This is a genomic window from Flavobacterium sp., assembly GCF_965277525.1.
In the GTDB taxonomy this organism is placed as follows: Bacteria; Bacteroidota; Bacteroidia; order Flavobacteriales; family Flavobacteriaceae; genus Flavobacterium.
In genome coordinates, this window is record NZ_CBDIDC010000009.1 from 601,444 (window position 1) to 617,851 (window position 16,408).

3 protein-coding genes are annotated in these 16,408 nt (G+C 35.5%); all 3 read right to left on the reverse strand.

Annotated features, from left to right (window positions below; translation table 11 throughout):
• Positions 1–2: 2 nt before the first annotated feature.
• The gene (locus ACQY44_RS19640; RefSeq protein ID WP_428231991.1) at positions 3–3,308 is read right to left on the reverse strand and encodes an amino acid adenylation domain-containing protein; all 3,306 of its coding nucleotides are present in this window, start codon (positions 3,306–3,308) and stop codon (positions 3–5) included.
• Between the two features lie 182 nt (positions 3,309–3,490).
• Positions 3,491–6,796 (reverse strand): amino acid adenylation domain-containing protein, encoded by a 3,306-nt coding sequence (locus ACQY44_RS19645; RefSeq protein ID WP_428231992.1) that lies wholly within the window; start codon positions 6,794–6,796, stop codon positions 3,491–3,493.
• Positions 6,797–6,899: 103 nt separating this feature from the next.
• Positions 6,900–16,235 carry an amino acid adenylation domain-containing protein gene (locus ACQY44_RS19650; RefSeq protein WP_428231993.1) on the reverse strand — a complete coding sequence of 3,112 codons (9,336 nt, stop codon included), beginning with the start codon at positions 16,233–16,235 and terminating at the stop codon, positions 6,900–6,902.
• Between the last annotated feature and the right edge of the window lie 173 nt (positions 16,236–16,408).

Below are 16,408 nucleotides of genomic sequence, written 5' to 3' on the forward strand. Positions count from 1 at the left end.
TTTTAAAAAACCAATTCTTCGCCAACAACAGAAGAAATTATGTGTTGATTATTTAGAATTTGTACGGATTCTATGTAGCGTGCCAAATTCTTAATGGTTGGTTCATAATATAATTCTTTAAGGTCAATTTTGATATTGAATTCTTTCTGTATCTTAGAAATTACCTGAATTGCTTTTAAACTGTGTCCTCCAAGCGCAAAGAAGTTATCTGTAACCCCTGTTTTTTTCGATCCTAATATGTCCTGCCAGATCGTAACCAGTTGTTCTTCGATTTCATTAGCAGGAGCTAGGTATTCCAGTTGGATACTATCTTCTGTGCTTACCGCAGGCAATGCTTTCTTATCGATCTTACCATTGGGCGTAAGCGGCAGTGCTTCTAAAGACACATAATAACCAGGTAACATATACTCCGGTAATTCGCGTCCCAGAGATAATCGAAGTTGATTTCTGTCTACGGCCCCAGTACTTACAAGATAACTAACAATAACCTGCTCGCCCTGAACCATGGCAGTTACCACTACACATTGTTCGATTCCTTCCTGGGATTCTAATACCTGTTCTATCTCACCCAGTTCTATGCGATATCCCCTAATTTTGACCTGACTGTCTTTTCTGCCCAGGCAGGCTATGGTGCCATCAGGCAACCATTTGCCTAAGTCCCCCGTTTTATAAAGCTTGCCGCTTTCTGAGAAAGGATTTTCTATAAATTTTTCTGCCGTTAATTCCGGTTGGTATAAATATCCTCTGGACAGTCCGTCACCGGAAATACAGATCTCGCCAATTATTCCAACGGGCTGCAGGGCCAAAGCATCGGACAGGATGTAAAACTGAGTGTTGTCTATCGCTTTACCAATAGGAACCGAACTCTCATAAGATCCTTCAACACGATAATAACTGCTGTAAGTGGTATCCTCAGATGGTCCGTATAAATTTCTAAGGGCAATGCCTGAATCTTTAAAATGATTGGCAATACTCACCGGAAAAGCTTCTCCGGCAAGATTTATCCCTACGGCATTTGCAAACGAAATGCCTTTATCGATAAGGTTATGAATAACAGAAGGCACTGTATTGATCAATACTTTTTTATCCTGATCCAGATAATCCCCTATTGATAATCCGTTGGGTAATAAGCGAATCTGTTTTCCTATACTCAAAGGATAGAAAAGTTCGTATACCGATAAATCGAAACAATGGGAGGTTCCTGCATAAAGAAGATCAAAATCAGTATCACTAAATTCTCTCTGCGACCAGTGCAGCATAAAAGAAGCATTTTTGTGCGTAATCATAACCCCTTTTGGTTTACCCGTAGATCCTGAAGTATAAATAATATACGCCAGATTATCTGCATTAAAGGATACCTCCGGAAGTGATGTTGCAATACGGTCTGATGCTTTGAAAGCCGATAAAAACGCTTCGTCTATCGTGACTTTACATTTACTGTCTTCCTCAATATAGGCAATACGTTGTGCAGGATAATTAGGATCGATAGGAACATAGGCACAGCCTGCTTTTAAAACAGCCAGTAAGGAGATTAAAAGCCATTCGCTGCGATCTAATTTCACACCTACTAAATCTTCTGTTTCTAAATTATAATTGCTTAGCAAATAATGAGACAGGCTGTTGGATAATTCATCCAGTTCTTTGTAGGTAAAACTTTTATTGTCACAAATTAAAGCGATACTTTCAGGAGTTTTGCCTGCCTGGTGAACCACCAAATCGACCATTGTAGTAACCGGATAATCAACGGTTGTATTATTAAAATCACGTAATAATTGAGATGCTTCACTAAACCCTAAATAATTAAGGGTGGCAACTTTTTGATTCGGTCTTTGGATCGCCTGGGTTAAAAAGCTATCAAAATGGGAGAACAAACGTTCTATAAAATCCAGCTCATAAATATCTGTATTGTATTCTATGTACAAGAATAACTGACCTTTATTTTCTGAAAAAGCAAACGTTAAATCAAACTTACTGGAGGAATCCTGCGAGTGCTTATAATGCGAAATTTCAATCTCATTTAATGTCAGATCATTGGATAGTAATAATTCTTCCTGATTTTGAAATACCACTAAAGCATCAAATAAAACCGATCTGCTTACATCTCTTTTTATCTCCAGCTCTTCCACCAAGCTGTCAAAAGGATATTCCTGATGAGAATAGGCATTCAATAAGGTTTCTTTTTGTATGGCCAATAATTCTTCAAAAGTCGTTTCCTGCTCAAAAGTCGTACGAATCGCCAGTGTATTTAAATACAATCCTACCTGATTCTCTAAATCGCTATGCTCTCTTCCTGCTACAGGAGTTCCCAAAACAATGTCTGTAGTATTGGCATATCGCGAAAGCAATCCATTGATTCCGGCCATTAACACCATAAAAAGTGTCACACCATTTTGTTGGGCATAAGTATTCAGCTGAGCCGTAGTGGTTTTAGAAAATGAATAACTTAATCCAGAACCATTATAGGTTTTAAGCTTTGGCCTTATTTTATCAGAGGGTAATTCTAAAACAGGCAAATCGCCTGAAAAGATATTCAGCCAGAATGTCCTGGCTTTTTCCAGTACAGACTGTCTCGATTCGCTGTTTTGCCATTCAGAGTAATCTTTATACTGAATAGGTAAATCCGGTAATGTCAGGTTACTTCCCGTTGATAATCTATTATAAATAGTTACAAATTCTTTGCTCAATATTCCCATAGACCAGCCATCACCAATAATATGGTGCATATTTAGCATCAGGATATTGCGATCAGCAGACACTTTTACAATATCGCCTATAAACAAGGGGCCTTTTTCTAAATCAAAAGCATGTTTTTGAATTGTGTTAGCGTGATGTAGTACTGCCTCGCGTGGAGCATTCGTTAAATCTATCGTTTGCAAAGATCCTGTATAGCAATCAACAGGAACGATATACTGTCCTAATTTTCCTTGTGCATTTTCTTTAAAAACAGTACGTAAACTCTCATGCCGTCCTATTATAATTTTAAAAGCTTCGGTTAATTTGTCAAAATCCAGCACTCCTTTAAATTCAAAGGCGTCAAAAATGTTATAAGCCGAATTTCCTTTTTCAAACTGACTCAGTGTCCATAATCGGTGTTGAGACGAAGTAAGGGCATAAGCGTCTTTTACTTCTGCTTTAGGAATAGATTCAGAAGAAGAAAGTAAGCTGATCAGTTCCTTTTTATGAGCTTTAATATCATCAATAATTTCAGGAGTCAAAGCACCTTTAGGAGCATTAATTTTCAGGTTTCCATTCTCTATCGTAAGTCTGATTTTTAAGGACTGTAGCGTATGTATTAAATTTTCTATCACAATATTATTTTTTAAGTGAATTTGAAACGTATGGGGATTTTATAGGATCACAACATCATTATTATTCAATTGGATAACAATAAGAATAGGTCTGAAATGAATAGGTCTTATAAATGCTAAAAGCACGACTATTGTATAGCCATGCTTAAAAAAATGAATTTTATGCGTAAAAAATAAAAAAACTATATCATGATCTCATCAAGACCATCAACTGTATCTACCGCTAATTGATTTTGAAAAACAATAAATTTTAGTTTTTTCGAAACTCCAATAATTTCCTGGGTTTCGTATAAATCTTTAATGGTGAATCTCGTATCAAAAGCCCTGTTTATTCTGTTGATTAAAACGGTGGCTTTTAAGCTATTTCCGCCCAACTCAAAAAAGTTATCCGTAATACCTACTCTTTCTAATCCTAATATGTCCTGCCAAATGGTAACCAGTTGTTCTTCGATTTCATTGCCTGGCGCTATGTATTCAAGCTGGATAACATCTTCTGTGCTTACCGCAGGCAATGCTTTCTTATCGATCTTACCATTGGGTGTCAGGGGAAATTCATCCATAAAGACATAAAAACCCGGTAACATATACTCCGGCAGTTCGCGTCCCAGAGATAATCTTAACTGGTGTTTGTCTATTTCAGAAGCATTAACCAGATAAGCCACAATAACCTGCTCGCCATTTATCTCTTTTGCCAGCACTACGCATTGATCAATTCCTTCCTGGGATTCTAATACCTGTTCTATCTCACCCAGTTCTATGCGATATCCACGAATTTTGACCTGACTGTCTTTTCTGCCCAGGCAGGCTATGGTGCCATCAGGCAACCATTTGCCTAAGTCCCCCGTTTTATAAAGCTTGCCGCTTTCTGAGAAAGGATTTTCTATAAATTTTTCTGCCGTTAATTCCGGTTGGTATAAATATCCTCTGGACAGTCCGTCACCGGAAATACAGATCTCGCCAATTATTCCAACGGGCTGCAGGGCCAAAGCATCGGACAGGATGTAAAACTGAGTGTTGTCTATCGCTTTACCAATAGGAACCGAACTCTCATAAGATCCTTCAACACGATAATAACTGCTGTAAGTGGTATCCTCAGATGGTCCGTATAAATTTCTAAGGGCAATGCCTGAATCTTTAAAATGATTGGCAATACTCACCGGAAAAGCTTCTCCGGCAAGATTTATCCCTACGGCATTTGCAAACGAAATGCCTTTATCGATAAGGTTATGAATAACAGAAGGCACTGTATTGATCAATACTTTTTTATCCTGATCCAGATAATCCCCTATTGATAATCCGTTGGGTAATAAGCGAATCTGTTTTCCTATACTCAAAGGATAGAAAAGTTCGTATACCGATAAATCGAAACAATGGGAGGTTCCTGCATAAAGAAGATCAAAATCAGTATCACTAAATTCTCTCTGCGACCAGTGCAGCATAAAAGAAGCATTTTTGTGCGTAATCATAACCCCTTTGGGTTTACCCGTAGATCCTGAAGTATAAATAATATACGCCAGATTATCTGCATTAAAGGATACCTCCGGAAGTGATGTTGCAATACGGTCCGATGCTTTGAAAGCCGATAAAAACGCTTCGTCTATCGTGACTTTACATTTACTGTCTTCCTCAATATAAGCAATACGTTGTGCAGGATAATTAGGATCGATAGGAACATAGGCACAGCCTGCTTTTAAAACAGCCAGTAAGGAGATTAAAAGCCATTCGCTGCGATCTAATTTCACACCTACTAAATCTTCAGTTTCTAAATTATAATTGCTTAGCAAATAATGAGACAGGCTGTTGGATAATTCATCCAGTTCTTTGTAGGTAAAACTTTTATTGTCACAAATTAAAGCGATACTTTCAGGAGTTTTGCCTGCCTGGTGAACCACCAAATCGACCATTGTAGTAACCGGATAATCAACGGTTGTATTATTAAAATCACGTAATAATTGAGATGCTTCACTAAACCCTAAATAATTAAGGGTGGCAACTTTTTGATTCGGTCTTTGAATGGCCTGGGTTAAAAAGCTATCAAAATGGGAGAACAAACGTTCTATAAAATCCAGTTCATAGATATCTGTATTGTATTCTATGTACAAGGACAATTCCCCTTTTTTCTCTGAAAAAATAAAGCTTATGTCAAACTTACTGAATGATTTTTCCAGATTTTTGTAGGGAGACACTTCAACACCATTTAATTTTAAACCTCCGGAAACTAATAATTCTTCCTGATTTTGAAGAACAACCAAAGCATCAAATAAAACCGATCTGCTTAAATCTCTTTTTATTTCCAATTCTTCCACCAAACTGTCAAAAGGATATTCCTGATGAGAATAGGCATTCAATAAGGTTTCTTTTTGTATGGCCAATAATTCTTCAAAAGTCGTTTCCTGCTCAAAGGTCGTACGAATCGCCAGTGTATTTAAATACAATCCTACCTGATTCTCTAAATCGCTATGCTCTCTTCCTGCTACAGGAGTTCCTAAAACAATGTCTGTAGTATTGGCATATCGCGAAAGTAATCCGTTGATTCCGGCCATTAAAACCATAAAAAGCGTCACACCGTTTTGTTGGGCATAAGTATTCAGCTGGGCCGTAGTGGTTTTAGAAAATGAATAGTCTAAACCTGAACCGTTATAGGTTTTAAGCTTTGGCCTTATTTTATCAGAGGGTAATTCTAAAACAGGCAAATCGCCTGAAAAGGTATTCAGCCAAAATGTTCTGGCTTTTTCCAGTACAGACTGTCTGGATTCGCTGTTTTGCCATTCAGAGTAATCTTTATACTGAATAGGTAAATCCGGTAATATTACTTCATCACCTGTAGACAATCTATTATAAATAGCCATAAATTCTTTGCTCAAAACTCCCATAGACCAGCCATCGCCAATAATATGGTGCATATTTAGCATCAGGATATTGCGATCAGCAGACACTTTTACAATATCTCCTATAAACAAGGGCCCTTTTTCTAAATCAAAAGCATGTTTTTGGATCGTATCAGCATGATCACTCAACATCTGATTTGTCGCATCACTTAACTCTATTATTTGTAAAGCTCCCCTATATTGGGCAACAGGAACGATATACTGACCTAATTCTCCTTGTGCATTTTCTTTAAAAACAGTGCGTAAACTCTCATGCCGTGCTATTATAATTTTAAAAGCTTCGGTTAATTTGTCAAAATCCAGCGTTCCTTTAAATTCAAAGGCGTCAAAAATGTTATAAGCCGAATTTCCTTTTTCAAACTGACTCAGTGTCCATAATCGGTGTTGAGACGAAGTAAGGGCATAAGCGTCTTTTACTTCTGCTTTAGGAATAGATTCAGAAGAAGAAAGTAAGCTGATCAGTTCCTTTTTATGAGCTTTAATATCATCAATAATTTCAGGAGTCAAAGCACCTTTAGGAGCATTAATTTTCAGGTTTCCATTCTCTATCGTAAGTCCAATTTCTAGTGACTGTAGTGTATGTATTAAATTTTCTATCACAATATTATTTTTTAAACGTAAATTTTAAACTCATCTATATTTTTAAGAATTCTACCGCTATTATTATTTTATGGATAACAATAAGTTCTATTAAAGGCATTTTTTATATCATTATTTCATCAAGATCGTTAGCTGTCTTTATGGCTAATTGATTTTGAAAAACAATAAATTTTAGTTTTTTCGAAACTCCAATAATTTCCTGGCTTTCATATAAATCCTGAATGGTGAATCTCGTATCAAAAGCCCTGTTTATTCTGTTGATTAAAACGGTGGCTTTTAAGCTATTTCCGCCCAACTCAAAAAAGTTATCCGTAATACCTACTCTTTCTAATCCTAATATGTCCTGCCAAATGGTAACCAGTTGTTCTTCGATTTCATTGCCTGGCGCTATGTATTCAAGCTGGATAACATCTTCTGTGCTTACCGCAGGCAATGCTTTCTTATCGATCTTACCATTGGGTGTCAGGGGAAATTCATCCATAAAGACATAAAAACCCGGTAACATATACTCCGGCAGTTCGCGTCCCAGAGATAATCTTAACTGGTGTTTGTCTATTTCAGAAGCATTAACCAGATAAGCCACAATAACCTGCTCGCCATTTATCTCTTTTGCCAGCACTACGCATTGATCAATTCCTTCCTGGGATTCTAATACCTGTTCTATCTCACCCAGTTCTATGCGATATCCACGAATTTTGACCTGACTGTCTTTTCTGCCCAGGCAGGCTATGGTGCCATCAGGCAACCATTTGCCTAAGTCCCCCGTTTTATAAAGCTTGCCGCTTTCTGAGAAAGGATTTTCTATAAATTTTTCTGCCGTTAATTCCGGTTGGTATAAATATCCTCTGGACAGTCCGTCACCGGAAATACAGATCTCGCCAATTATTCCAACGGGCTGCAGGGCCAAAGCATCGGACAGGATGTAAAACTGAGTGTTGTCTATCGCTTTACCAATAGGAACCGAACTCTCATAAGATCCTTCAACACGATAATAACTGCTGTAAGTGGTATCCTCAGATGGTCCGTATAAATTTCTAAGGGCAATGCCTGAATCTTTAAAATGATTGGCAATACTCACCGGAAAAGCTTCTCCGGCAAGATTTATCCCTACGGCATTTGCAAACGAAATGCCTTTATCGATAAGGTTATGAATAACAGAAGGCACTGTATTGATCAATACTTTTTTATCCTGATCCAGATAATCCCCTATTGATAATCCGTTGGGTAATAAGCGAATCTGTTTTCCTATACTCAAAGGATAGAAAAGTTCGTATACCGATAAATCGAAACAATGGGAGGTTCCTGCATAAAGAAGATCAAAATCAGTATCACTAAATTCTCTCTGCGACCAGTGCAGCATAAAAGAAGCATTTTTGTGCGTAATCATAACCCCTTTGGGTTTACCCGTAGATCCTGAAGTATAAATAATATACGCCAGATTATCTGCATTAAAGGATACCTCCGGAAGTGATGTTGCAATACGGTCCGATGCTTTGAAAGCCGATAAAAACGCTTCGTCTATCGTGACTTTACATTTACTGTCTTCCTCAATATAAGCAATACGTTGTGCAGGATAATTAGGATCGATAGGAACATAGGCACAGCCTGCTTTTAAAACAGCCAGTAAGGAGATTAAAAGCCATTCGCTGCGATCTAATTTCACACCTACTAAATCTTCAGTTTCTAAATTATAATTGCTTAGCAAATAATGAGACAGGCTGTTGGATAATTCATCCAGTTCTTTGTAGGTAAAACTTTTATTGTCACAAATTAAAGCGATACTTTCAGGAGTTTTGCCTGCCTGGTGAACCACCAAATCGACCATTGTAGTAACCGGATAATCAACGGTTGTATTATTAAAATCATGCAATAATTGAGATGCTTCACTAAACCCTAAATAATTAAGGGTGGAAACTTTTTGATTCGGTCTTTGGATCGCCTGGGTTAAAAAGCTATCAAAATGGGAGAACAAACGTTCTATAAAATCCAGCTCATAAATATCTGTATTGTATTCAATATGTAACTGTAATTGCCCTTTGTGCTGTGAAAAAATAAAGCTTAAATCAAATTGGCTCACTTTTCTTTGATATCCTTTATGGGGTTTTAAAGTCAAACCTTCAATTTGAAAACGATCTGATCCAAATAAATCTTGTTGATTTTGCAATACAACCAAAACATCAAAAAGAGCAGATCTACTGGTATCTCTGCCTAAACCTAATTCTTCTACAAGATTATCAAGAGGATATTCCTGATGAGAATAGGCATTCAATAAGGTCTCTTTTTGTATGTCTAATAATTCTTCAAAAGTAGCCTCTTGTTCAAAAGTGGTACGAATCGCCAGTGTATTTAAATACAATCCTATTTGATTTTCTAAATCACTATGTTCTCTTCCTGCTACAGGAGTCCCTAAAACAATATCTGTGGTATTGGCATATCGCGAAAGTAATCCGTTGATTCCGGCCATTAAAACCATAAAAAGACTGACATCATGATTTTCTGAAAATAATTTCAAATTGGCACTTGCCACTTTCGAAAAATTATACGTAGCCGAATCTCCCGAATACGTCTTAATTTTTGGTCGCATCTTAGCTGCAGGTAATTCTAATACAGGTATATGCCCCTTAAATACATTCAACCAATATGCTTCTGATGCCTTCAATTTAGAAGTCTGATTTTGACTTCTCATCCAGGAGGCATAATCTTTATATTGCATTGTCAGTTCCGGTAAATTGATTTTTTTAGTCTGAACGAGACTGTCGTAAATTGTGATAAGTTCTTTGCTTAATATTCCCATAGACCAGCCATCGCTAATAATATGATGCATATTAAAGAGTAAGACATGTTTGCTTTCTGACAATTTTATGAGACTTAAACGTACTAAAGGCGCTTCTTCTAAATCAAATTGATATTTATAGCTCTCCACAACTCTTCTTTCTAAAACGCCATCCTGATCTTCAACTTCACTATAATCAAAATAATCCATTTTAAAATCAATAGCTGAAGCCTCAACAATAAACTGACGTACTTCTCCTTCGTCATTTCTTTTGAAAAATGTTCTTAAGATTTCATGTCTGGAAATTACCGTTTTAAATGCTCCTGTTAAGTTTTCAACATCTAATGTTCCTTCTATTTCAAATGAAGCAGGAATATTGTAAGCTTCCTTACCACCTTCAAACTGGCTTAATATCCATAAACGATGCTGAGAAGATGTTAAAACATAATTTTCCTGAGTTTCTACTTTTGGTATCGCTTCAAACGTTGATGCTTCCAGTCTGGATATAATTTGTAAAATTGTAGGGTTCAAAAACACCTCTTTTACACTTATCTGATATCCTAATTGGCGATTAATCTTATTTACTACTAAAGTAACTTTTAAACTATGCCCTCCTAATTCAAAAAAATTGTCTGTTATCCCTATATTCTTAATTCCCAGTATTTCTTCCCATATTGCTACTAATTCTTTCTCTAAGACGGTTTCGGGCGCGACATATTTCTGTTGAATAATATCATCTATACCCACAGATGGCAATGCTTTCTTATCAATTTTACCATGAGAGGTTAGCGGAATAGCTGGTAGCTGGACATAGTAGCCCGGTAACATATAATCCGGCAAATGATTGCTCAATATAGAACGAAGTTCTTGTTTGTCTACTTGTTTTTCTCCAACAAAATAGGAAACAAGTACCTGCTCACCATCGATATCCTGTACATCAACAACACATTGAATTATACCTTCCTGAGATACGATTGTATGTTCTATTTCTCCCAATTCTATACGGTATCCCCTTACTTTTACCTGATAATCTTTACGCCCTAAAAGTTCTATGGTCCCGTCAGGCAGCCATCTTCCCCAATCCCCTGTTTTATATAGTTTAGCTCCTTCTTTAAAAGGATGAGGAACAAACTTTTCTGAGGTTAAATCTTCATTATTTAAATATCCTCTGGACAAACTAATTCCTGAAATACATAATTCTCCAAAAACCCCAATAGGTTTTAGTGCAAGAGTATCTGATAAAATATAAATCTCCGAATCCTTCAGCGGTTTTCCGACAGGAATACTATTTCGCTCTAAATGACTTTTATTTATTTTACACATTGCAGCACTAATAGTGGCTTCTGTAGGTCCGTATTTATTATAGAAATCGGTAAACTTAATCATACGCTCCGCTAATTTTTTTGAGCAGATTTCTCCTCCGGCAATGACTCTTTTTAATGTTTTGCAAGACGAAAGATCATTTAAATAAGCTAGATAACCCGGGGTAGTATGCAGGTGGGTTATGGCGTATTCCTGCAACACATCTATAAAATCAACAGGATTAATAATACGTTCTTTTGATACTCCTATAAGTGAAGCTCCATTTAACAAGGCCAAAAAGATTTGTTCCATTGAGGCATCAAAAGCGGAGTTCGAAAATTGCAATACACGCTCTGAAGCATCAAATTCAAACACTTTTGTTTGATTGGCAATATAGTTTACCAGACTGTTATGTTCAATCATTACTCCTTTAGGTTTTCCTGTTGAACCAGAAGTATAAATTACATACATCAGATTATCTGAGGCTAGAGAAATTTCAGGTAATGAAGTCTCATAATGATCCTGATTCGCTATAAAGTCAGATAATAATTGCTCATCGACCACGACTTTACAATTTGTATCTTGTTCTATATAAGTGATTCTTTGTTGTGGGTAGCCCGGATCTATAGGAACATATGCTGCTCCGGTTTTTAAAACTGCTAATAATGCTATATAAATCCATTCACTGCGATCTAACTTTACTGTTATTAAATCCTCTAATTTAATAGCAAATTGGGTTAATAAATAATGCGCCAGCTGGTTCGAAATATCATCCAGTTCTTTGTAAGTCAAAGATCTGTTTTCAAAAATCAGGGCAACAGCATCCGGTGTTTTTGCAACCTGATCTTCAAACATTGAAACTGCTGTTTTGTCTAAAGGACAGTCTGTTTTTTTAGCATTAAAATCATGCAAAAGAATTTCTTTTTCTGATTCAGGAATACAATCTAAGGTAGCTAAAGACTGGGCAGGATTTTCGATCATTTCGTCAAGAATCTTAACATATACATTTAAAATGCGTTTCATTGTCGCATATTTAAAGATATCTGCATTATAATCCCATTCAACAGAAATTCTTCTGTCCGGCTTATTATCTGTTAAAAAATCAGTCTGTTCATATACCGTGTTTACAATGACACTGATATCAAATCGTGATCCTTTATTATGTCCTTTTAGAATTTCGATATCGGCATCCAATAAAGACATACTCTGTATTGGAACGTTCACAAAACTAAACATATACTGAAATAAGGGATGCAGATGTAACCCTCTTTCCGGGTTTATTCTTTCTACTACTTTACCAAAAGGGGTGTCATCATAAGCGTATGCCTCCAGACAAGTTTCTTTTACCCAGTTAAGAATATTTATTAAAGAATCATCGCTGCTAAAGGTTGTTCGCAATGCGATGGTATTTACAATCATACCCAAAACCTCCTGAAATTCTTTATAACGTCTGTTTGCAACTGCTGTTCCTATACTAATATCTGTTTGATTACTAAATTTATACAATGCCATTTTAAAAGCTGTAAGCATGGTAATAAACAAGGAGACGTCTTGTTTTTCAGAAAAATGACGTAATCTTTCAGAAAAATCCAGTGAAAAAACATGCTCTATAGTACCTCCGTTTTTCTTTGAATTTTCAGTTCTTTCATGATCTAAAGGCACTAATAATTCGTTTGAAAAACCTTCAAATTTATTTTCCCAATACTCTAATTTCTCGTTCAGGACACTATCTGTAAAGGTATTTTTTTCCCAGTAAGCATAGTCTTTAAATGTAACTTCCGGTTTCTTTACTTCAAAATCCGGATTTATTTTCAGTTCGTTGTAGATATCAACAAAATCTCTAAATAAAATTCCCTGAGTCCATCCGTCTAAAATTAAATGATGCTCGCAAAAGATAAGAATACTTTCCTGGTCTGAAAACTGTAATAACTCTATTCTAAAAAGTGGCCCTTCATCTATTTTAAAAGCACGACTTTCTATCTTTTCCAGACAATCAACAATTACTTTTTCTTTGTTTTTATCTTTTATGTCAGTATAATTGATAACAGGAATAGTATAGGAATATGGAGAAAGTATTTTTTGGTACGGCTCTCCATTTCGATTAACAAAAACAGTTCTCAAAATTTCATGTTTCTCTATAAGCTTTGAGAACGTTTCCTCAAGCATCGAAACCTCTACAGGCCCATCCAGTTTCATAGCACGGGATACATGATAGGAAGTATCTGTATTATCTAACTGATTTAAGAACCAAAGTCTGTCTTGTGAAAAAGACAAAGGATATAATTCCTGCTCAGGAGCTGTAATACTTTGAGTCTCTTTTTTATTTAAATACGGAACTAACTCACTTATTTCTTTAATCGTGGGAGATTTATAAAAATCTCTTAGTGACAATTCAATTCCTTTTTGATCCCTTAAACTGCTAATAAATTGATTTGCCAGCAACGAATGGCCTCCCAATTCAAAAAAACTAACCGTAACATCTACCTGATCCAGTCTTAACAATTCCTGCCAGATAGCAGCAATCTCTTTTTCATCATCTGTCGTTGGTAATTGAACCACTTCTTTTATATTGATGGTTTTGGGTTCCGGTAAACTCTTAATATCTATTTTACCATTAGAAATCAAAGGAATAGCATCTATAACTACGAAATGCGTAGGGATCATAAATTCCGGTAAATGGTCTTTTAAATCAATTACCAATGAAGCTATATTAATAAATGATTCATTTGCAACTAAGTAAGCAATCAGGATAGGCATACCGCCAACTTCATTTATACAGACATAACTATCTACTATGTATACATTTACCTTTTGTATTGCCTGCTCTATTTCTCCTACTTCAATACGGTATCCCTTATAACTTAACTGATTATCTTTTCTTCCATAAAAAATTAAATTATTATCGATACCCCATTTTCCGAGATCCCCGGTCTTGTAAATCCTTTCTCCATTAATGTTTATAAAAGCATTATCTGTTAATTCTTTTTTATCCAAATAAGAAACGGCCAAACCTTTACCGGAAAGTCCAATTTCTCCTATGGCACCCTTAGGTAATATTTTAGTTCCATCCAGAAGGTATACGCCTCTGTTTGTAATAGGTTTTCCTATAGGAAGTATCGTATCGGTCTTACCAACTTTGTAATACGTTGCACAAACCGTACTTTCTGTAGGTCCATAGGTATTATAAACATTATAAGCATCGATAAGCTGATCTATTTGATGCGGCTTTAGAACATCTCCTCCACTAATCAGTGTTTTAAAATTCAAATGATAGCTTTTGTGGTTATCATTAAGATATTGCAAAACAAAAGGGTTGGTACTTAATAAAGTCACTCCAAATTGTTCACAATCTTGAAATAACGCATTAAAATCTTTAGTATCAGAAGCAATCACTAAATTCCCGCCTGCCGATAGAATAGGAAAAATTTCTTCTATAGAAGTATCAAAAGCAGTAGAAGCTTGTTGCAATACAACATCTTTTTCAGTAAGATTAAAATACTCCCTAAATGTCAGGATATAATCATATAATGAGCTATGATTAATAACAACGCCTTTTGGATTTCCTGTTGAACCTGAAGTATAAATAATATAAGCTTCATCTTCGGGTTCCGGAAGAACAGGAATGTATTTTTCTGATGTTGTCCCTTCTTCTATAATATTCTCAATATTAAATTCTTTCTCTTCTAAAACAGAATGAGAAAAAGAATCCGTTAAAATAAAATCTAACCCGGCATCTTTTATAATATATTGCTTTCTTTCATCCGGATAGGTATCATCAATAGGCACATAAATAGCTCCGGTTTTTAATGCCGCAAGAATACCAATAATGCTTTTTTCTGATCTCGAAAGCATTACCCCTACTTTATCCCCTTTTTTAACCCCTTTACTCTGTAGGTATGAAGCTACTGTGTTTGCATGCGTTTCCAGAGTTTCGTAAGTCAAAAATTTGGCTTGATAAGAAACTGCCGTTTTTGAAGTATGTTTAACCAGCGAATTATTCCAAAGGTTTAAAAATGTTTCTTTCGGTCTATTTAAGATAAGCCCTTCTGAAATCGCCTGTATTTCTTTTAATTGCTCTTTACTTGCAATTTGAATCTCGGCTATTGGAGTGTCTTTAGTCTCTTTTAATTGCGTTAATACTTTTCTAAAGGATGTTATAAGTTGATTAGCTTCAAATTTTGAAACATATCTTTCGTTGATATCAAATCTAAAACTAATATGTCCTTTATTATCCTCAAAAACATGTATAGAAATAGGATCTTCTTCACTGTCATTAGATAGTGGATGTATTGTAGATTTATTTCCTGAAAATTCAGATTCATATTGCATGCGTTCATACGACAATCTTACATCATAAAGCTTTGAAGTTGCATGAGGAAGGTTTCGTAATATATCGGCTTGCTGAAAACGTTGATGTCTATAGCATGTAAAAAGTGTGCTTTTAATCTCTTTTATAAAATCATTCAAAGATGAAGTTGTTTCTAAAACAATCTTTAATGGCAACAGCGTCAGGAACGGTCCAAAAGTTCGTTTTTCAGCAGCACTTTTGCGGTTTAAAATAGGCATCCCTAAATTGACTTCTTTTCTGTTATAGTACTTTGATAATACTATAGAAAAACATCCTATCAATAAATGAAAAATACCCAGTCTTTCTGTGTTTGCAAAATTCCACAATGCTTCATTTTCATCTTTAGTAAGTGTTATTTCTATATTGCAATGACTGGTCGATTTATTAGTACCCGTATATATTAAAGAAGGCAAATCTTCATAACGCTCTAACCAGAACTTTTTATCATTAGAGAAATCATCAGAAACCCTGTAGGCATTTTCTAAAGCTATAAAAGCCTCATAAGACATTGTGTTTTTTGCTATACATAAATCATCATATACAATGTCTGTTGCTAAATGTTCATAAATCCTTTTCACTTTATTAAACAATAACTGAAACGAGAAACCATCAGATATGATATGATGCAGTTTAGAATACCATATATACGATTCAGGAGCTACTTTAATAAGCCAGATTTTATAAAGCTGCTTATCATTTTCTATATCAAAAGGAATTATAAAATCTTTTTCGATTGTTTGAATCGCTTTAAATTCATCAGATTCTTCTATATAAGTCAACGCCTGATCTCTGTCTGCTTCCTGAATGGTATATACAGGGAAGCCACTCTTTTCTTCAAAAACAAAAGAAAGGATATCATTCTCTTTAATTAGAATATCAAAAGCTGCTTTAAAACGTTCTACATCAATACTCCCATTAATAAATGCATAGCCACCAATGTTATATTTTGGTGATTCACTCCCAAGTATCTGATCAAGCCAGATGTATTTCTGTACGCTTGTGACATTATTTTTCATAAGTCTGTTTTTTTTAATTTTGATAAATATTGAAAAGGTAACCTTGTTGGTATAGTATGTCGAATCCATAAGAAGAACTCGTTTATGGTGAAGCCGTATTTAATACAATATAGAGAAAAAGTATTTTAACGTTCTACGACTATACACAACTAATTATTTTGAGAAAACTAAAA

Bases quoted from the DNA above. Each gene is read 5' to 3' on its own strand.
- ACQY44_RS19650 (WP_428231993.1), bottom strand. From the start codon at position 16,235: ATGAAAAATAATGTCACAAGCGTACAGAAATACATCTGGCTTGATCAG.